Genomic DNA, 17,356 nt, shown 5'->3' with positions numbered 1-17,356 from the left:
TCACTTGCTCCCCGTGGATTCGGACTGACCCTTGAGCGAGGTGCCGCCGCCGCCGGTCGGCTTGGCATCGCGCAGTGTGGTGATCGCGCGGGTGCCCCATTGCGCATCGTAGTTGCCGTCGGTCGACGCACCGCGCACCAGATCGGCCGGATTGGCGATCATCGCCGCCAGGTTGGTGTTGATCGCGCAGCCGTAATCGGTCGTGTTGTTGTGCTCGAACGCGGGCTCCACGTTGCGGCGGCCGTCGGTACAGCTGGGTACCGAGGCGCGCGAACGGCTGACCACCACGCGCAGCGTGCCGGGCGCGACCGGGGCGCCGGTGACGGGCGTATCGCCCGCCAGCAGCAGGCCGTAGCGCGCCGCCGCCGCCGCCACGTCGGCGCGGGCGGCGGTGCCGGTGCCGGCGGGATCGTCGATCGCGACGCTGTCGCCATAGCCCAGCCGCAACGCATCGAGCCAGCCGCGCAGCCGCTGCGCCTCTCCGGCGGCGAGGCCACCGGGGCCGGCCTGCACGTCGAAGGCATAGTCGGTGCGGGTGACGACCGGCTGGTTGACCGATTCGACTCCGCGGTTGACCGCACCGCACCCGCCGAGCGGGAGGGCGGCGGCGAGCGCGACCAGCAGGAGCGGGCGCCGGAAGGAGGAGGGATGCGTCATGGTCGTGAACCTTCGCGCGCGTCAGTTGATCGAGAAACCGGGGGCCGGGGCGGCTCCCTTGCGGACGGCGGCCCTGGTCGCCTTGCGATCGGCGGGTGCGGCCGGCACCGGGGCGAGCGGCGCGGGGGCGACCGCGCCGACCGCGGGCGCCGCGGCGGGCTGCGTCACCTGCATCGTCGGCTTCGGCCGGGTGGCACCGCGCGATCCGTCGTCGATCGGCCCGAGCAGGATGCGTTCCAGGTCGCCGGGCTGGCGGTAATTGTCGGTCGGCAGGCGGATGTCGTTCCCGTTCACCGGCTTCACCAGATACGGGGTGATGACGATGACCAGCTCGGTTTCGTTGCGCTGGAACGCATTCGACTTGAACAGCGCGCCCAGTACGGGAACGTCGCCCAGCCCGGGGGTCTTGTCGTAGCTGTTGTTGTGCGAGTTCTGCATCAGCCCCGCGATCATGAAGCTCTGGCCCGAGCCCAGCTCGACCGTCGTCTCCGCGCGGCGCGTGGTGAGCGCGGGGACGCGCCCGCCGCTGACCGTGATCGCGTTGGCGTAATCCAGCTGCGATACCTCCGGGCGGACGCGCAGCGAGATGCGCCCGTCCGACAGCACCGTGGGCGTATAGGCCAGGCTGACGCCGAACTGCTTGTACTCGATCGAATTGGTGCCGAGCGCCTGCGCGATCGGCACCGGGATCTCGCCACCGGCCAGGAACGTGCCCGTCTCGCCCGACAGCGCGGTCAGGTTGGGATTGGCGAGCGTCGTCACCTGACCCATCGTCTCGCCCAGATCGATCGCGCCCAGCAGGTTCAGCCCGAGCAGCTTGCCCGCGAGGCCCAGCGTCGTGTTCGACGTCCCCTGCGACACGACGGTGCCGCCCGCCGGTGCCGAGGTGAAGCCGACGCCGAGCGGTCCGCCCGGCGTATACTGGCTGCCGCCGCCGCGACCGCGCGTCAGTCCGAACTGGAACCCGCCGGTGCCGTCTACCGAGGCGAGGTTCGCACCGATGTTCTTCAGGAAGGTACGGCTGACCTCCGCGAACCTCACCTGCAGGTTGACCTGCAGCGGGGTCGCGGTGCGCAGGCGGCTGAGCACCTTCACGTCCTCGCCGACGAAGGCCTTCACCAGCCGCTCGGCCTCCGCGCCGTCCTCCGGCCCGTGGACGGTGCCGGTCAGCAGGATCAGCCCGTTCATCGGAGTTGAGACGATCTGCGCATCGGGCAGCGCCAGGTTCAGCATCTGCTGGATCGAATCGAAGTTGTTCCCCACCCGGACCGTGCTGGCATAGACCACCGCGCCGCCCTTCGCGGTGGCGGAGACGGTCGTCTCGCCCGGCTTCTTGCCGAAGACGTAGAGCAATGTGGGCGAGCGGACCTGGACATCGGCGATGTCCGGATTGGCGACGAACAGGTCGCTCATCGGGCGCGCCAGCTTGATGAGGCGACCGCGGTTGGTCGCGACCTGGAACGTCTGCCCGGAAGGCGCCGCGACCGCTGCGGTCTCCGGGGCCATCTGCGCCGGGGCGGAGGCCGAGGTCGCGGACAGCGTCAGCGCTGCCAGCGACACCGCCATCGTGGACGAGATACGCATCAGAACTTTCCTCCGACCGGAACCTCGGTCACGTTGTTGCCGCGCGCGATGCGCACCACCGGACCGGCGGGTCGGGTGGGAGCGGCGGCGATCCCCATCGCGGCGCCGGGCGCGGCGCCCATCGCGGCCGGTGCGTTGTTGTCGGTCATCGCGGGCACGGTGCGGCGCTGGAAACGCGACACGTCGGCACCGACGACATAGGTGGAATTGCCCGCCTGCGGCATGGCGGAGGCCTTCGCCAGCATCGCCTTCTCGGCGCCCGGATCCTTGCCGTCGCCGACGCTGACCGCGCCCGAGGCGATGGCCTGCTCCAGCTCGGAGGCATTGTCCGCGATCGAGCGCAGCGACAGCGACAGCGTGCCGATCGTCTGCGCGACCGCGATCTGCTCGGCGATGCGCGGCGTCGCCTCCACGGTTACGTTGGAGAAGGTCTGGACGATCGTGTTGCCCGCCTCGTCCTTGTTGTCGCTGGTGCGCTGGTCGGTCGCCAGCACGCGCAGGTTGCGCACCACGGTCTCGGTCGCCTTCAGCGCGGGGCCGTCGTTGGTGCCGCCGACCGACTGGGTGAGCAGCAGGTCGATGTGATCGCCGGGGAAGACGAAGCCCGCGACCGACGTCTGCGCCGACACCGGCACCGTCACCGCGCGCATCCCCGGCCCGAGGGCCGCGGCCAGGAAGCCGCGGTCGCCGGGCTTCACCAGCACGCCCTGCGTGACCGGCTGCCCCGCGGTGATCGGCAGGCGCACGACGGTGCCGAGCAGCTTCGACATATCGGTCGTCTGCTTCTGGAAATAGGCGTTCTCGACCAGTTCCTTGGGCCACGGCTGGAACTTCAGCGCGGTGGCGTCCAGGATCGTGCCGACCGGCAGCGCGCGGGTGGCGACCAGCACCTCCGGTCCGTCGATCACGACGGGGGCAGGGGTCGCGGCGGCGGCCTGCGCCTGCGGGGCGGCGGCGCCTGCGATCAGCGAGCGGGCGGCAAAGGCGGTGACGGCCGCCACCAACAGCGCCCCCACCAGCATCATCACCTTGCGACTGTCCATATTGTCCGTGTCCCTCGGATGCGCGCCCCTCGGACGCGCGTCAGGCCGTTCTCGTCGGCTGGTTATTGGGTAAATTGGTTAAGAAGCGGTTCGCGAAGCGCGAGCAGCCCGGCGACCGCGATGGCGACGCCGTAGGGCACCTCCACCGGGCCCTCGCGACGGTGCCAGCGCCGGTCGATCAGGAAGAGCAGCGTCAGCACGCCGCCCGCGATCGCCATCGCCGTCAGCATGTCGAGCAGCTTGAGCGGGGTCAGCCACAGCGACAGCGCGCCGATCAGCTTCACGTCGCCGCCGCCCATCTGCCCCAGCGCGAACGCGCCGATGAACAGCGCGAAGACGATCAGCGCGACGCCCAGCTGGATCGCCATGCCGGGCCATGGCGCCAGCCCGATCGACACCCACCACAACGGCGCCATCAGCGCGATCGCGGCGTTCTTCGCATTGGATATCTCGCGCATGCGGATGTCCTGGATGCCCGCCGATACCAGCAGGACGCCCAAAGCCGCGGGCAGCAGAAAGGTGAGAATGTTCCATCCCATGCCATCGCCGCTAGACGGAAGGGTTTGAGAAACCGTAACCACGCGCGATGACCATCGACCGCCGAACGCTGCCCCCGGATGCGCGGGTGACCCATTGGCGGGCGGCCGATGGCTGGCCGCTGCGGCGGTTCGACTGGCCGGGGGGCGGGCGGGGCGCGATCCTGTTCCAGGCCGGGCGCGGTGACATTTTCGAGAAGTATCTGGAAACATTCGCCTATTGGCATCGGCAGGGCTGGTCGGTCAGCGCGTTCGACTGGCGCGGGCAGGGCGGCTCGGGGCGGCTGAGCGCCGATCCCAACGTCGGGCATTGCGCCGATTTCACCCCCTGGATCGCGGATCTGGCGCAATTGTGGGGTGAGTGGGAGGCGCCGCGCGCGCGCCCGCGCGTGGCGATGGGGCACTCGATGGGCGGGTATCTGACGCTGCGGGCGCTGGTGGAGGGCGCGATCGACGCCGATGCGGCGGTGCTGATCGCGCCGATGCTGGGGCTGCGCAGCCCGGTGGGGGCGTGGCTGGGGGGCAAGGTCGCGGCGCTGATGCGCGCGCTGGGCGACCCGGCGCGTGCGGCGTGGAAGGGGCATGAGCGCCCCGGTGCGCCCGATCGCCGCCTGCTGCTGACCGCGGATGCCGATCGCTACGACGACGAGGACTTCTTCTACCGCGCCGACCCGGCATTGCGGCTGGGTCCGCCGAGCTGGGCGTGGCTGGCGGAGGCGTTCGCAGCGACGGCGCGGCTGCGCGCCGACGCGCGGCTGGCGACGATGCGCACCCCGGTGCTGACGCTGGTGGCGGATCACGACCGGCTGGTCGACCCGCAGGCGGCGGCGGCGGTCGTGCGCCGACTGCCCGATGCGCGGCTGGTGCGGTTCGGGGCGGAGTCGGCGCACGAGATCCTGCGCGAGGCGGACCCGGTGCGCGACCGCGCGCTGGCCGCGATCGACGCGTTTCTGGCGGAACGCGCGGGGTGACGCGCCACGACATCGCGATCGTGGGCGGGGGCATCGCGGGCGCCAGCCTGGCGGCGGCGATCGGCGACCGGGCGCGCGTGCTGCTGCTGGAGGCGGAGGCGCAGCCCGGCTATCATGCGACCGGGCGATCCGCGGCCTTCTGGTCGGAAACCTACGGCGGCGCGGGGATCCAGCCGCTGACCACCGCATCGGGCCCGGCGCTGCGCGACGGCGGCTATCTCGATCCGCTGGGTGCGGTGCACATCGGGCGCGCGGGCGACGGTGCGGCGATGGCGGCGCTGCTCGACGAATTCGCGGGCACGCCGGTCGCGCTGGAGCGGGTGACGCCCGCCGCGCTGATCCCTGGGCTGCGCCCCGAATGGACGCTGGGGGTCAGCGAGCCGACCTGCGCCTATATCGATGCCGCGCGGCTGCACGGCGACTGTCTGGCACAAGCGCGGCGCGCGGGCGCGACGATCGTGGCGGGCGCGGCGCTGGCGGAGGCGGTGCGCGCGGATGGCGCGTGGCAGCTGACCGTGCGGGACGGCGCGCGCTTCGCGGCGGAGGTGCTGGTGAATGCGGCGGGGGCGTGGGCGGACCCGGTCGCCGCGGTCGCGGGTGCACGGCCGCTGGGCATCCAGCCGTACCGGCGCACGATGGTGCAGCTGGAGACGGACCCCGGCGCGCCCGCGGGGATGCCGTTCGTGGTCGATCTGGCGGGCGGCTTCTACTTCAAGCCGGAGGCCGGCGGGCGGCTGTGGCTGAGCCCGCATGACGAGCACCCGGTCGCCGCGCACGACGTCGCGCCGGAGGAAATCGACGTGGCGATCGCGATCGACCGCTTCGAACGGGCGGTCGACTGGCGGGTGAAGCGGGTGGAGCGGTCGTGGGCGGGATTGCGCTCCTTCGCGCCCGACCGGCTGCCGGTCTTCGGCGCGGACCCCCGCATCTCCGGCTTCTTCTGGTTCGCGGGGCAGGGCGGCTTCGGCATCCAGACCGCACCCGCCGCGGCGGCGCTGGGGGCGGCGTTGCTGCTGGACGATGCGGTACCGACGGGGCTGGACGCGGATCGGTACGCCGCGGGGCGATTCGGGTAAGCCGGTTCTCCTGCGCAGGCAGGAGCGGGGCCTTTGCAAAACGGGTGCATCGGCACCGAGCCCACACCGTGCTCCTGCGCAGGCAGGAGCCCAGCGCCAAGCAGAACAACGCCTTATGTGACCTGGAACCCTGGGCTCCTGCCTTCGCAGGAGCACGGTGTAGCCTTTTGCAAACGTCCCGCAGTAGCCCGGAGCCGGGAAGAACGACGCCTTTGGGATCGGCAACCCCGGGCTCCTGCCTGCGCAGGAGCACATCTGCGTCTTAACGCCGCTTCCCCGCCGCGACCGCGGCATCGCTGGCGAGGCGGTCGGCGCGTTCGTTGTCGGGGTGGCCGGCGTGGCCCTTCACCCATTTCCACTCGACCCGGTGCGGCTTCGCGGCGGCGAGCAGCGCCTGCCACAGCTCGGCGTTCTTCACCGGCTTCCTGTCGGCGGTCTTCCAGCCGTTCTTCTGCCAGCCGTGGATCCACTTGGTCAGGCCGTCCATGACATAGCGGCTGTCGGTCGACAGCAGGACGCGGCACGGGCGGGTCAGCGCGTTCAGCCCCTCGATCGCCGCGGTCAGCTCCATGCGGTTGTTGGTGGTCAGCGGCTCGCCTCCCGACATTTCCTTCTCGTGCGTGCCCGAGCGGATCAGGACGCCCCAGCCGCCGGGGCCGGGATTGCCCTTGCACGCGCCGTCGGTGGCGATCTCCACGGTCGTGAGTTCGGCGGTCATGCGAAGGCGTCCGGGTTCGCCTCGTACCAGTCGAGGCGGTTGAGATAGGCGAGCGGGTCCTTGCGCACGACCAGCGCGTCCGCGGGCGTGTGGATCCAGTCCCAGGCGCGGCTGAGCAGGAAGCGGATGCACGCCCCCTTCGCCAGCACCGGCAGCGCGGCCCGTTCCGCCGCGGTCAGGCCGTCGCCATAGCCCTCCAGCAAGGCGGCGCCCACCGCGGTCCGCGGGTTCAGCCCCCGGGCATCGAACATCCACGCGGTGTGCATGATCGCCAGGTCGTAGGCGCGCAGGTCGGTGCAGGCGAAATAGAAGTCGATCAACCCGGTGACCGCGTCACCCAGCATCAGCACGTTGTCGGGGAACAGGTCGGCGTGGATCGCGCTGACCGGCAGGTCGGCGGGCCATGCCGCCTCGACCTGCGCCAGCGCCGCGTCGACGCGGTCGAACAGTCCGGGGCGGATCGTGTCCATCGCCGCGCGCCCGCAGCGCTCCAGCAGCGGACGCCATGTCGCGACGCCCATCGAATTGTCGCGCGTCGGCGCGAAGTCGGCGAGCGCCTCGTGCATCGCCGCCATCGCGCGCGCGGCGCTTCGTGCCTGCGCCGGGGTGGGATCGGACAGCGACACGCCGGTCAGGAACTTGATGAGGCAGGCGGGGCGACCGGCCAGCTCCTGTATCTCGGTGCCCGTGCGGTCCTTGATCGCGGGCGGCACCGGCAGCCCGCGCGCGTCGAGATGGGCCAGCAGCGCCATGAAGAACGGCAGGTCCTCCGCGGCCACGCGCTTCTCGTACAGCGTCAGGATGAAGCGCGCGCTGGTGGTGTCGACCAGATAGTTGCTGTTCTCCACCCCCTCGGCGATGCCCTTCGCGGAGACGAGCGCGCCGGCGTCGTAGCGCGTGAGGAAGGCGGCCAGCGCCTCGGCGGAAACCTGTGTGTAGACGGCCATGGTCGTGTCCGGCGTGCAAGAAGCGGTGTGAAATTCTTCGTCATCCCGGACGCGATCCGGGATCCCGCTGCTTCCTCCGCAAGGGTGGCAGGGAAGCGGGACCCCGGCTCAGGGCCGGGGCGACGGGGGCTCAGGCGGCGGCGTCGAGCCCGCGCGGCAGCTTGAAGGCGATCGTCTCGCGCGTGGTCTCCTCCTCGCGCTCGGTCACATCGAAGCGGGTGGCGAGCAGGTCGACCAGCTCGCGCACCAGCAGCTCGGGCGCGCTGGCGCCCGCGGTGATGCCGAGCGTGCCGACGCCGTCGAGGAACAACCAGTCGAGATCGGCCGCGCGCTGGATCAGCGCGGCGCGCACGCCCTGCCGCTCGGCGACCTCGACCAGCCGCACCGAGTTGGAGGAATTGGGCGCGCCGATCACCAGCACCGCATCGCACGCGGCGGCGATCGCCTTCACCGCGGCCTGCCGGTTGGAGGTGGCGTAGCAGATGTCCTCGCCGCGCGGCGCCTGCACCAGCGGGAAGCGCGCCTGGAGCGCGGCGACGATCGCGGCGGTATCGTCGACCGACAGCGTGGTCTGCGTCAGGAAGGCCAGGTTGGCCTCGTCGGGCACCGAAAGTGTCGCGACGTCCTCCACCGTCTCGATCAGCGACATCGCGCCGGCCGGCACCTGTCCGAAGGTGCCGATCACCTCCGGATGACCGGCATGGCCGATGAAGAGGATGTGGCGCCCCGCGGCGACCAGCCGCTCGGCCTGGCGGTGCACCTTGGAGACCAGCGGGCAGGTCGCGTCGAGATAGTCGAGCCCGCGGTCCTGCGCCGCGGCCGGGACCGACTTGGGCACGCCGTGCGCGGAGAAGACGACCGGGGCGCCGTCCGGCACCTCGTCCAGTTCCTCGACGAAGACCGCGCCCTTCGCCTTCAGCGCGTCGACCACGAACCTGTTGTGGACGATCTCGTGCCGGACATAGACGGGGGCGCCGTGCTTCTCGATCGCCAGCTCGACGATGCGGATCGCGCGGTCCACCCCGGCACAGAACCCGCGCGGCGCGGCGATCAGCAGTTCCAGCGGGCGGCGGTCGGATGCAGGTTCGGCCATGGCGCAGCACTTACGCGAATGCTTGCCGCCGCGATAGTCGGTTCCTATGGTGGCGCGGCGTGACGGGGCCGTACCCGGCCAGAGTGCCGGGCGGCCCCGTATCGCGTGTGCCCAATTGTCCGGGATGCCTACGTTGATCGCTCGCCCGCTTGCCCCCGCCATGCTTGCCGCCGCCCCGCTCGCCCTGCTGCTGATCGCGGGGTGTGCCAAGAGCGGCGATATCGACGTGTCGCAGGGGGTCGGGATCACCGCGGTGCGGACCGCCTGCCCGACCGTGGGCGTGCCCGCGGGGACCGGCGACGTGACCTTGTTCGACCCGCCCGCCAGCCGCGACGCGAGCGCGATCGACGTCTCCGCCGCGATCAGCAACGTGCGCTCGACCTGCGACGATCAGGGGTCGGACGTGGTGACGCGCGTCACCTTCGACGTGAGGGCGCGGCGGACGCGGACCGATGGCGCGCGCGACGTGACCTTGCCCTATTTCATCGCGATCACGCGCGGCGGCAGCGAGGTGGTGGCCAAGCGGTTGGGACAGGTGCAGCTGCACTTCGACGCGGGCCAGCCGATCGCGACCGCCAATGCCGAGGCGACCAGCGCGGTCGCGCGCGCGGCGGCGACGGTGCCGCAGGAGGTGCGCGACCGCCTGACGCGCAAGCGCAAGGCCGGCGACGAGGACGCCGCCACCGACCCGCTCGCCGATCCGGCGGTGCGTCAGGCGGTGCTCTCCGCCTCGTTCGAGGCGCTGGTGGGGTTCCAGCTGACCGACGACCAGCTGAAGTATAACGCGACGCGGTGACGGGATGGCGTTCCTGCGACGGCAGGAGCCCGGTGAGCAACGTCCGATGGATCCGACAACCCTGGGCTCCTGCCTGCGCATGAGCGCGTTGGGGTAACGCCACCGTCGTTTCGGTCGATACCCTCCCGAATTTCCGTCGTCACCCCGGACGTGTTCCGGGGTCCAGGGTTCCGCGCTTCACGGCTTGTGGAGCACGGCACCCTGGATGCCGGGACGAGCCCGGCATGACGGGGAGGCGTGTTCCTTCTGCGAGCCCGCTTCGATAGCCGATCGCGCGCGGTTGGGTCCGCGGTTGAGCCGGGGATGACGCTCCGGACTTGTTCCGGACCTTTGCGGGCGTGGACGTCGCGCCGTTCCGCCCGTTTCGCAAAAGTCTCGACGTGTTCCGGGGTCCACGGCTCCGCGCGCCCCACGGCTTGTGGCGCGCGGCACCGCGGATGCCGGGACGAGCCCGGCATGACGGGGAGGCGTTACCGCCCGGCCTGCGCCTGCGGGCGGCCACCGCCGCCGCCGCGGCGGCGACCGCCACCGCTGCCGCCGCCATTGCCGCCGCCGCGGCGGCTGGCGTTGGCGTAGTTGCGGTCCTGCGGGCTGCCGCTCGTCGCGCGCGGCGCGTGGCTAGCCTTGGGGCGCGCGGGGCCGCGCTGCTGACGGGGGCGATCCTCGCGCGGGGCGGGGTCGGCACCGATCGCCTTGACGCGCTCGGCCTTGATCTTATCGGCCTGACGCAGGAAGTCGTCGGGCAGCGGCGCCACCGCGACCTTCTGCCGCGTCAGCTTCTCGATGTCCTTCAGGTATGGCTTCTCGTCGTCCGCGCAGAAGGCGATCGCCTCGCCGCTGGCGCCCGCGCGCGCGGTGCGGCCGATGCGGTGGACATATTGCTCCGGCACGTTGGGCAGCTCGAAGTTGAACACGTGGCTGACGCCCGAGACGTCGATGCCGCGCGCGGCGATGTCGGTCGCGACCAGTACCTTGACCTCGCCCGACTTGAACGCGGCCAGCGCACGCTCGCGCTGCGGCTGGCTCTTGTTGCCGTGGATCGCGACCGCGCCCTGGCCGTTGCCCGCCAGCAGCTTCACGACGCGGTCCGCGCCGTGCTTGGTGCGGGTGAACACCAGCGCGCGGTCGATGGGCAGATCGCGCAGCATGATCGTCAGCAGCGCCTGCTTTTCGGTCTGGTTGCAGAAGATCACCGACTGGTCGACGCGCTCCGCGGTGGTCGATTGCGGCACGACCGACACGGTGACCGGATCGGTCAGGAACTGGTCGGCCAGCTGGCGGATCGACGGCGGCATGGTGGCGGAGAAGAACAGCGTCTGGCGCTTGCGCGGCAGCATCCGCACGATCTTCCTGAGCGCGTGGATGAAGCCCAGGTCGAGCATCTGGTCGGCCTCGTCCAGCACCAGGATCTCGATCATCGACAGGTTCAGATAGCCCTGCTCGACCACGTCGATCAGGCGACCCGGCGTCGCCACCAGGATGTCGACGCCGCGCGCCACGTCGTTGCGGTTCTTCGCGATGCTGGTGCCGCCGAAGATCGTCGCGACCGACAGCTTCGAGAATTGCGCATAGGCGCGCGCATTGTCGGCGATCTGCCCGGCCAGCTCGCGCGTCGGCGCCAGCACCAGCATGCGGCAATGCGTCGGCAGGACGCGCTTGTTCGCGGCGACCAGGTTCTGGATCGACGGCAGCACGAACGCCGCGGTCTTGCCGGTGCCGGTCTGCGCGATGCCGAGCAGGTCGCGGCCCTCCAGCAGCTGCGGGATGCTGTCGCGCTGGATCGGGGTGGGTTCGTTATAGCCCTTGGCGGCGAGAGCACGCACGAGGGTATCGGCGAGGCCGAGAGAAGCGAATGGCATGAAATGGTAATCCTGTACGATGCCGGGCTCGCACGCGGCATGGCGTACGAGGGGCGGGGGAAAAATGACACCCCGCGTGACTTGGGAAGCCCGTGAACAAACTGACCGGGACGGAGCCTGGGCGATGAGCCCGATCACGCTGCCGACGTCCCGATGGCGGCGATATGACCGCTGCACTGCAAAACGTCAAGATGGCGGCGCTATCGTATTGATATGACACCAATACACACAATGAAGACACCTTTTGCCGCGTCTATCGTTGGCGCACTGACATGACCGACCCGATCACGACCGACCCCCACCGCCGCCATGCCGATGCCCCCAGTGTCGGGCGATGGGACTGGGATGTCCTGGCCGATCGCGTGACCGCCGACGCCGGGTTCGCCGAACTGTACGGCGTCGCGCCCGCCGATGCCGCCGGCGGCGCGCCGATCGACGCCTTTTTCGGCGGTATCCACCGGGACGACCTGCCGCGCGTCCGCGCCGCCATCGCGCATACGCTGGCGACCGGCGCCGCGTTCGAGGCGGAATATCGCGTGGTCGGGCGCGACGGGCAGACGCGCTGGCTCGCCGCGCAGGGGCGGCTCGACCGTGACGAGGCGGGGCGCGCGGTGCACTTCCCCGGGATCAGCTTCGACATCGACACCCGCAAGCGGGCCGAGCTGCGGCTGGCCGCGCTGGTCGAGCTGGGCGACCGGCTGCGCCAGCCGGGCGACGCCGGCGATCTGGCGCTGGCGGCGGCGACCGTGCTGGGGCGCGCGCTGGACGTCAGCCGCGTCGGCTATGGCATCGTCGATCCGGCGGCGGAGACGATCGTGACCGAACGCGCCTATTGCGCAGGGGGGATCGCCGCGCTGCCGCCGATCCTCCACTTCCGCGACTACGGCTCGTACATCGAGGATCTGAAGAACGGTGTCACCGTCGCGATCGCCGACGTGCGCGAGGACGATCGCACCCGCGACACCGCGGAGGCGCTGCGCCGGTTGTCGGCGATGTCGTTCATCAACATGCCCGTGACCGAGCAGGGTGGCTTCGTCGCGCTGCTGTACCTGAACCATGCCGAGCCGCGCCGGTGGACGCAGGAGGAGCTGGCCTTCGTCCGCGAGGTGGCGGAGCGGACGCGCGATGCGGTGGAGCGGCGCCGGGCGGAAACCGAACTGGCGGCGCTCAACGAACGGCTGGAGCAGGAGGTGGAGGCGCGCAGCGCCGAGCTGATGGTCGCCGAGGAGCATCTGCGCCAGGCGCAGAAGATGGAGGCGGTCGGCCAGTTGACCGGCGGGCTGGCGCACGATTTCAACAATCTGCTGACCGGCATCTCCGGCGCGCTGGAGATGATCCAGGTCCGCGTGGCGCAGGGGCGGGTCGGCGATCTCGACCGCTATGTCACCGCGGCGCAGGGGGCGACGCGGCGCGCGGCGGCGCTGACGCATCGGCTGCTCGCCTTCTCGCGCCGCCAGACGCTCGACCCGCGCCCGACCGACGTCAACCGGCTGGTCCAGGGGATGGAGGATCTGATCCGCCGCACCGTCGGTCCGGCGATCGCGGTCGAGGTGGTCGGCGCGGCGGGGCTGTGGGACGCGCTGGTCGATCCCAACCAGCTGGAAAATGCGCTGCTCAACCTGTGCATCAACGCCCGCGACGCGATGCCCGACGGCGGGCGGATCACGATCGAGACCGCCAACCGCTGGCTCGACGAACGCGCGGCGAAGGAGCGCGATCTGGATGCGGGGCAATATCTGTCGCTGTGCGTGACCGATACCGGCACCGGCATGACGCCCGAGGTACAGGCGCGCGCGTTCGACCCCTTCTACACCACCAAGCCGCTGGGCGAGGGAACCGGGCTGGGGCTGTCGATGATCTACGGCTTCGCGCGCCAGTCGGGGGGGCAGGTGCGCATCTACAGCGAGCCGGGGCAGGGGACGACGCTGTGCATCTACCTGCCGCGCCATTACGGCAGCGCGCTGCCGGACGAGGCGCCCGCGGTGTCGCTCGACCGCGCGCCGCATTCGGACGGCGCGCGCATGGTCCTGGTGGTCGATGACGAGCCGACGATCCGGATGCTGGCGATCGAGGTGCTGTCGGAGCTGGGCTATACCACGCTGGAGGCGGGCGACGGCACCGCGGCGCTGCGATTGCTGGCGAGCGGGGTGCGCCCCGACTTGCTCGTGACCGACGTCGGCCTGCCGGGGCAGATGAACGGGCGGCAGGTGGCGGACGCCGCGCTGGCGCTGATCCCGGACCTGCGCGTGCTGTTCATCACCGGCTATGCGGAGAATGCGGTGATCGGCAACGGGCAGCTGGCGCCGAACATGGCGCTGCTGACGAAGCCCTTCGCGATGGAGGCATTCGCGGCGAAGGTGCGCGGGGTATTGGCGGAGTAGATCGGTCCTTATCGTCACCCCGGGCCTGACCCGGGGTCCCGCTTTTTACCTCGATGAGAGAAGAAGAAGCGGGACCCCGGCTCAAGGCGAGACCTTTGCAAAAGGCTACATCGTGCTCCTGCGCAGGCAGGAGCCCAGAGTTGCAGGTCACATAAGGCGTTGTTCTGCTTGGCTCGGAGCTCCTGCCTGCGCAGGAGCACGGCGTGGGCTGGGTGCCGTTGCACCTGTTTTGCAAAGGCCCCGCTCAAGGCCGCGTGACGGAAAGCCTTACTTCTCCCGCAGCGCCTCGCTGCGCGCCTTGAGCACCGGCTTCAGCAGGTAGCTCAGCACCGTCTTGTGGCCGGTGACGATCTCCACGTCGCACAGCATCCCCGGCGTGATCGGCAGGCGGCGGTCGCCCATCGTCAGGTACGAGCGACGCGTCTCCACCATGACCGAGAAATACGGCTCGCGCTTCACCTCGTCGTAGATGCTGTCGGGCGACACCTGCACCACGCGCGCGTCGAGCCCGCCGTAGATCGAGAAATCGTAGGCGGTGACCTTCACGGTCGCGGCATCGCCCACCTTGATGAAGGCGATGTCCTTGGGCGTGACGCGCGTCTCGACCAGCAGGCGGTCGCCCAGCGGCACCACCTCCATGATCTTCTGCCCCGGGTTCAGGAATGCGCCGATCGTCGTCACCTGCACGTCGTTGACGACGCCCGCCAGCGGCGAGCGGATTTCGGAGCGCGCCAGCTTGCCGGTCGCGCCGCGCAGCGACTGGTCGCTGACCGCGATCTTCGCATTCAGCTGGCTCTGCTCGTTGAGCGCCTCCTGCCGGAATTGCAGGTTCGCCTCGGAGGCCTGCGCCTGCGCCTCGCGGACCGCGGCCATCGCGCGCGACACGGTCTGCTGCGCCGCCGCGAGCCGCCCGCGCTGGTCGTTGACGTCGCGTTGCGCTGCCAGCAGCTCGGTCTGCGGGACGATCGACTTCGCCGCGAGCGGGGCGAGCATGTCGACGTTCTTCTGCGCCAGCGCGACGCTGCTGCGCAGCGAGGCGACGGTCGCCTGTGCCTCGCCCAGTTCGCGGCGGCGCTGCTCGATCGCGGAGCCGAGCCCGGACAGCTTGCTGCGCAGCGTCGCGGCGCGCAGGTCGGCCAGCTGCGCCTCGCTGTTGCACAGCGACTGCGGCGTGCCGGGCGGACAGTCGGCGCTGCGGCCGGACACCTCGCCCGCCAACCGTTCGGAGCGCGCGGCGAGCGACTGGCGCTCAGCCTCGATCTGCCCGCGCGCGGCGGCGGATTCGGTGTCGTCCATGCGGACCAGCAGCTGGCCCTTCTTCACCTGCTGGCCCGAGCGGACCAGGATCTGGCGCACGCTCGACGCCTCGGACGCCTGCACCACCTGCACCTTGCTCGACGGGATCACGCGGCCCTCGCCGCGCGTCACCTCGTCGATCGGGGCGAGCGCGGCCCATAGCAGCAGCAGGAAGAAGCCCACCCCGGTGACGAGGATGATGCGGCGCGTGCCGTCCAGCGCATCCCAGCGATCGCGCCATGTCGTCCGGGCCGTCATTTCGGCGCTCCCATCGCGGCGAGTTGCGCCAGCACCGCGTCGCGCGCGCCGTCGGCGACGATACGCCCCTGGTCGATCACGATCAGCCGGTCGACCAGCGCCAGCAGCGCGTGGCGGTGGGTGGAGACGATCACGGTCTGGTCGGGCCGCATCGCGTCACGCATCCGCTGGACGAACAGCGCCTCGCTCGCGGTATCCATCGCCCCGGTCGGCTCGTCGAGGAACAGCAGCTTGGCGGGCGCGGCGAAGGCGCGCGCGAGGACCAGGAAGCTGCGCTGCCCGCCCGACAGCCGCGCGCCGCGCTCCCCCACCAACAGGTCGAACCCGGCGGCATCGCGCGCCAGGAAGCTGTCCGCACCCGCCTTGCGCGTGGCCTCGATCAGCTGCGCGTCGTCCGCGCCGTTGGCGGCGAGCGTCAGATTGTCGCGTACCGTGCCGCTGAAAAGCTCGGCATCCTGGCCGACGTAGCGGAACGTCTCGCGGATCGCATGCGGCTGGTACTGGCGGCTGTCGATGTCGTCGATCAGGTAGCTGCCCTCGCCCGGCGCATGGAGGCCGCACAGCAGCTTGCCGAGCGTCGACTTGCCCGAGGCGACGCGGCCGATGATCGCGATCCGCTCGCCGGGCCGGATCGTCAGCGATACGTCGCTGAGCGAGGCGCGCCCGCTGCCGGGATAGGCGAAGCCGACATGGTCGAGCACCAGCGAGCCCGCCGCGATCGTCGGCGCGATGGTGCGCGCGCCCTCGCTGCGTTCGTCGGGCTGCTCCATCATCCGCTGGAGCGTCGCCATCGTCAGCAGCGCCTGTCGCGCGCGCGTCATCAGGAATGCGAACTGCCCGATCGGCGCCAGCGCGCGCCCCGCGATCATCGCGATGCCGATGATCCCGCCCATCGAGATCGTGCCGGCGGAAAAGAGGTAGAAGCCGCCGACCACCAGCCCGATCGTGATCGCCTGCTGGCAGAAGGTGGCGAGGTTGACGCTGATCGCGGTCAGGCGGCGGAACCGCTCCTGCGTCATCGCGCTGGACTGCGCGTGGCGGCGCCAGCGGCCGAGCATCCGCCCCTCGCCGTGGACCGCCTTCAGCGTCTCCAGCGCGCCGATCGATTCGACCAGCGCGGAATGTTGCAGCCCCGAATCCGCCTGCGCGTCGAGCGCGACGCGCCCCATCGCGCGCTGCAGCAGCCAGCCCGCGACCAGCATCGCGACGATGCCGACGACGGGCACCAGCACCAGCCATCCCGCCAGTACCGCGATCATGACGAGGAACAGCAGCAGGAAGCTGATGTCGACCGTCAGCACCACGGTGGTGGAGGCGAAGAAGTCGCGCACCTGCTCGTAATCCGACACGCGCTTCGCCAGCGCGCCGGTGCTGCCCTGCTTCTGCGACAGCGGCAGGTTGAGGAGTTTCTCGAACAGCTTCTGCGACAATCGCGCGTCGAGCCGCCGGCCGACCTCGTCGATCAGCCGCGCCCGCGCCAGCCGCAGCGTCAGCTCCATCCCCAGCGCCAGCACCGCCCCGATCGCCAGCACCCACAGGCTGGCGGCGGCGCGATTGGGGATGACGCGGTCGTACACGTTCATCGTGAACAGCGGGACCGCGAAACCCAGCAGGTTGATGACCGCGGCGGCGAGGACGACGTACCACAGCGCGCCGCGCATCTTCCACGCCTCGCTCCAGAACCAGTGGCGGCGCACCGCGCGCTCCCACGGCCGCTCGGCATCGCGCTCGGCGGTCGGATCGGGGTCGATACGTACCGCCGCGCCGGTCAGAAACGGCGCGAGCGCGGCGCGCGGGGTCCAGAACGGGTCGTCTCGGCCGGGGACGAAGACCAACGCGTCGGTCTGGGTCAGCTCCAGCAGCAGGATCGCACGGTCGCCCTGCGTGGCGAGCAGCGCGGGCGCGGCGTCGACCGGCCAGCGCGCGAAGGGGCGCGTCAGCGGGTGCGCGTTCATCCCCAGCTGTTCGGCGACCGCCTCCACCTGATGGAAGGGGAGGCGGCCGTCGTCGTCGAGCGCGATGCCGGTCAGGATCCGCGCGGGCGCGGCCGGTCGATCGTGCAGCACCGCCAGGCGGACCATGCACGCCAGCACCGGATCGCGCTCGCGCGTCCAGTCGCCATACCAGTCACCGATGCTCAT

13 protein-coding genes and 2 pseudogenes are annotated in these 17,356 nt (G+C 70.9%); 5 read left to right on the top strand and 10 right to left on the bottom strand.

What is annotated here, in order from left to right; genetic code table 11:
* The 4 genes from PGN23_RS16450 to PGN23_RS16435 all read right to left on the bottom strand — a co-directional run bounded on the left by PGN23_RS16450 (window position 1) and on the right by PGN23_RS16435 (window position 3,823).
* The gene (locus PGN23_RS16450) at window positions 1-657 is read right to left on the bottom strand and encodes a CpaD family pilus assembly lipoprotein (protein ID WP_335304126.1); all 657 of its coding nucleotides are present in this window, start codon (window positions 655-657) and stop codon (window positions 1-3) included.
* 21 nt (window positions 658-678) lie between these two features.
* Window positions 679-2,241, bottom strand: coding sequence for a type II and III secretion system protein family protein (locus PGN23_RS16445; protein ID WP_335304125.1), 1,563 nt, complete (start codon window positions 2,239-2,241; stop codon window positions 679-681).
* Window positions 2,241-3,284, bottom strand: a complete 1,044-nt coding sequence (gene cpaB, locus PGN23_RS16440; RefSeq protein ID WP_335304124.1) for a Flp pilus assembly protein CpaB — start codon at window positions 3,282-3,284, stop codon at window positions 2,241-2,243. The genes PGN23_RS16445 and cpaB overlap by 1 nt, the downstream gene beginning before the upstream one ends.
* A gap of 62 nt (window positions 3,285-3,346) precedes the next feature.
* Entirely contained in the window at window positions 3,347-3,823 is a 477-nt protein-coding gene (locus PGN23_RS16435; RefSeq protein ID WP_335304123.1) for an A24 family peptidase, read from the bottom strand.
* Between the two features lie 47 nt (window positions 3,824-3,870).
* Between PGN23_RS16435 and PGN23_RS16430 the strand changes: the two genes are divergently transcribed.
* On the top strand, window positions 3,871-4,791 hold the full coding sequence (locus PGN23_RS16430) for an alpha/beta hydrolase (RefSeq protein ID WP_335304121.1): 921 nt from the start codon (window positions 3,871-3,873) through the stop codon (window positions 4,789-4,791).
* Window positions 4,788-5,867: an NAD(P)/FAD-dependent oxidoreductase gene (locus tag PGN23_RS16425; RefSeq protein ID WP_335304120.1), complete on the top strand. Its 1,080-nt coding sequence runs from the start codon at window positions 4,788-4,790 to the stop codon at window positions 5,865-5,867. Before PGN23_RS16430 ends, PGN23_RS16425 begins: the two co-directional genes overlap by 4 nt.
* A gap of 262 nt (window positions 5,868-6,129) precedes the next feature.
* On the opposite strand, the gene rnhA is transcribed toward PGN23_RS16425, so the two are convergent.
* The 3 genes from rnhA to ispH all read right to left on the bottom strand — a co-directional run bounded on the left by rnhA (window position 6,130) and on the right by ispH (window position 8,625).
* Window positions 6,130-6,585 (bottom strand): ribonuclease HI, encoded by a 456-nt coding sequence (rnhA, locus tag PGN23_RS16420; RefSeq protein WP_335304119.1) that lies wholly within the window; start codon window positions 6,583-6,585, stop codon window positions 6,130-6,132.
* A complete protein-coding gene (gene thrB / locus PGN23_RS16415; protein ID WP_335304118.1) occupies window positions 6,582-7,532 on the bottom strand; it encodes a homoserine kinase in 951 nt (316 codons plus the stop codon). The genes rnhA and thrB overlap by 4 nt, the downstream gene beginning before the upstream one ends.
* 130 nt (window positions 7,533-7,662) lie before the next feature.
* The gene (ispH, locus tag PGN23_RS16410; RefSeq protein ID WP_335304117.1) at window positions 7,663-8,625 is read right to left on the bottom strand and encodes a 4-hydroxy-3-methylbut-2-enyl diphosphate reductase; all 963 of its coding nucleotides are present in this window, start codon (window positions 8,623-8,625) and stop codon (window positions 7,663-7,665) included.
* A 124-nt stretch (window positions 8,626-8,749) separates the two neighbouring features.
* Here ispH and PGN23_RS16405 point away from each other — a divergent pair, with 124 nt between their 5' ends.
* A complete protein-coding gene (locus PGN23_RS16405) occupies window positions 8,750-9,421 on the top strand; it encodes a hypothetical protein (protein WP_443019798.1) in 672 nt (223 codons plus the stop codon).
* A gap of 470 nt (window positions 9,422-9,891) precedes the next feature.
* Here PGN23_RS16405 and PGN23_RS16400 read toward each other — a convergent pair whose 3' ends face one another.
* On the bottom strand, window positions 9,892-11,280 hold the full coding sequence (locus PGN23_RS16400) for a DEAD/DEAH box helicase (RefSeq protein WP_335304116.1): 1,389 nt from the start codon (window positions 11,278-11,280) through the stop codon (window positions 9,892-9,894).
* Window positions 11,281-11,552: 272 nt separating this feature from the next.
* Between PGN23_RS16400 and PGN23_RS18450 the strand changes: the two are divergent.
* Together PGN23_RS18450 and PGN23_RS18445 are read left to right on the top strand one after the other, a co-directional pair.
* Window positions 11,553-12,386, top strand: a pseudogene (locus PGN23_RS18450) (PAS domain-containing protein); the annotation flags it as partial.
* A gap of 69 nt (window positions 12,387-12,455) precedes the next feature.
* A pseudogene (locus PGN23_RS18445) lies at window positions 12,456-13,661 on the top strand (ATP-binding protein); the annotation flags it as partial.
* A 267-nt stretch (window positions 13,662-13,928) separates the two neighbouring features.
* Here PGN23_RS18445 and PGN23_RS16390 read toward each other — a convergent pair.
* A complete protein-coding gene (locus PGN23_RS16390) occupies window positions 13,929-15,215 on the bottom strand; it encodes an HlyD family type I secretion periplasmic adaptor subunit (protein WP_335304114.1) in 1,287 nt (428 codons plus the stop codon).
* Entirely contained in the window at window positions 15,212-17,356 is a 2,145-nt protein-coding gene (locus tag PGN23_RS16385) for a type I secretion system permease/ATPase (protein ID WP_335304113.1), read from the bottom strand. Before PGN23_RS16385 ends, PGN23_RS16390 begins: the two co-directional genes overlap by 4 nt.

The organism is Sphingomonas adhaesiva (genome assembly GCF_036946125.1).
Lineage (GTDB): Bacteria > Pseudomonadota > Alphaproteobacteria > Sphingomonadales > Sphingomonadaceae > Sphingomonas > Sphingomonas adhaesiva_A.
This window is presented reverse-complemented; position numbering and strand designations above follow the sequence as displayed.

Excerpts from the sequence above, each read along its gene's own strand:
- PGN23_RS16450 (WP_335304126.1), bottom strand. The coding sequence starts at position 657 with ATGACGCATCCCTCCTCCTTCCGGCGCCCGCTCCTGCTGGTCGCGCTC.
- PGN23_RS16445 (WP_335304125.1), bottom strand. The coding sequence starts at position 2,241 with ATGCGTATCTCGTCCACGATGGCGGTGTCGCTGGCAGCGCTGACGCTG.
- cpaB (WP_335304124.1), bottom strand. The coding sequence starts at position 3,284 with ATGGACAGTCGCAAGGTGATGATGCTGGTGGGGGCGCTGTTGGTGGCG.
- PGN23_RS16435 (WP_335304123.1), bottom strand. The coding sequence starts at position 3,823 with ATGGGATGGAACATTCTCACCTTTCTGCTGCCCGCGGCTTTGGGCGTC.
- PGN23_RS16430 (WP_335304121.1), top strand. The coding sequence starts at position 3,871 with ATGACCATCGACCGCCGAACGCTGCCCCCGGATGCGCGGGTGACCCAT.
- rnhA (WP_335304119.1), bottom strand. The coding sequence starts at position 6,585 with ATGACCGCCGAACTCACGACCGTGGAGATCGCCACCGACGGCGCGTGC.
- thrB (WP_335304118.1), bottom strand. The coding sequence starts at position 7,532 with ATGGCCGTCTACACACAGGTTTCCGCCGAGGCGCTGGCCGCCTTCCTC.
- ispH (WP_335304117.1), bottom strand. The coding sequence starts at position 8,625 with ATGGCCGAACCTGCATCCGACCGCCGCCCGCTGGAACTGCTGATCGCC.
- PGN23_RS16405 (WP_443019798.1), top strand. The coding sequence starts at position 8,750 with ATGCCTACGTTGATCGCTCGCCCGCTTGCCCCCGCCATGCTTGCCGCC.
- PGN23_RS16400 (WP_335304116.1), bottom strand. The coding sequence starts at position 11,280 with ATGCCATTCGCTTCTCTCGGCCTCGCCGATACCCTCGTGCGTGCTCTC.
- PGN23_RS16390 (WP_335304114.1), bottom strand. The coding sequence starts at position 15,215 with ATGACGGCCCGGACGACATGGCGCGATCGCTGGGATGCGCTGGACGGC.
- PGN23_RS16385 (WP_335304113.1), bottom strand. The coding sequence starts at position 17,356 with ATGAGCATCGGTGACTGGTATGGCGACTGGACGCGCGAGCGCGATCCG.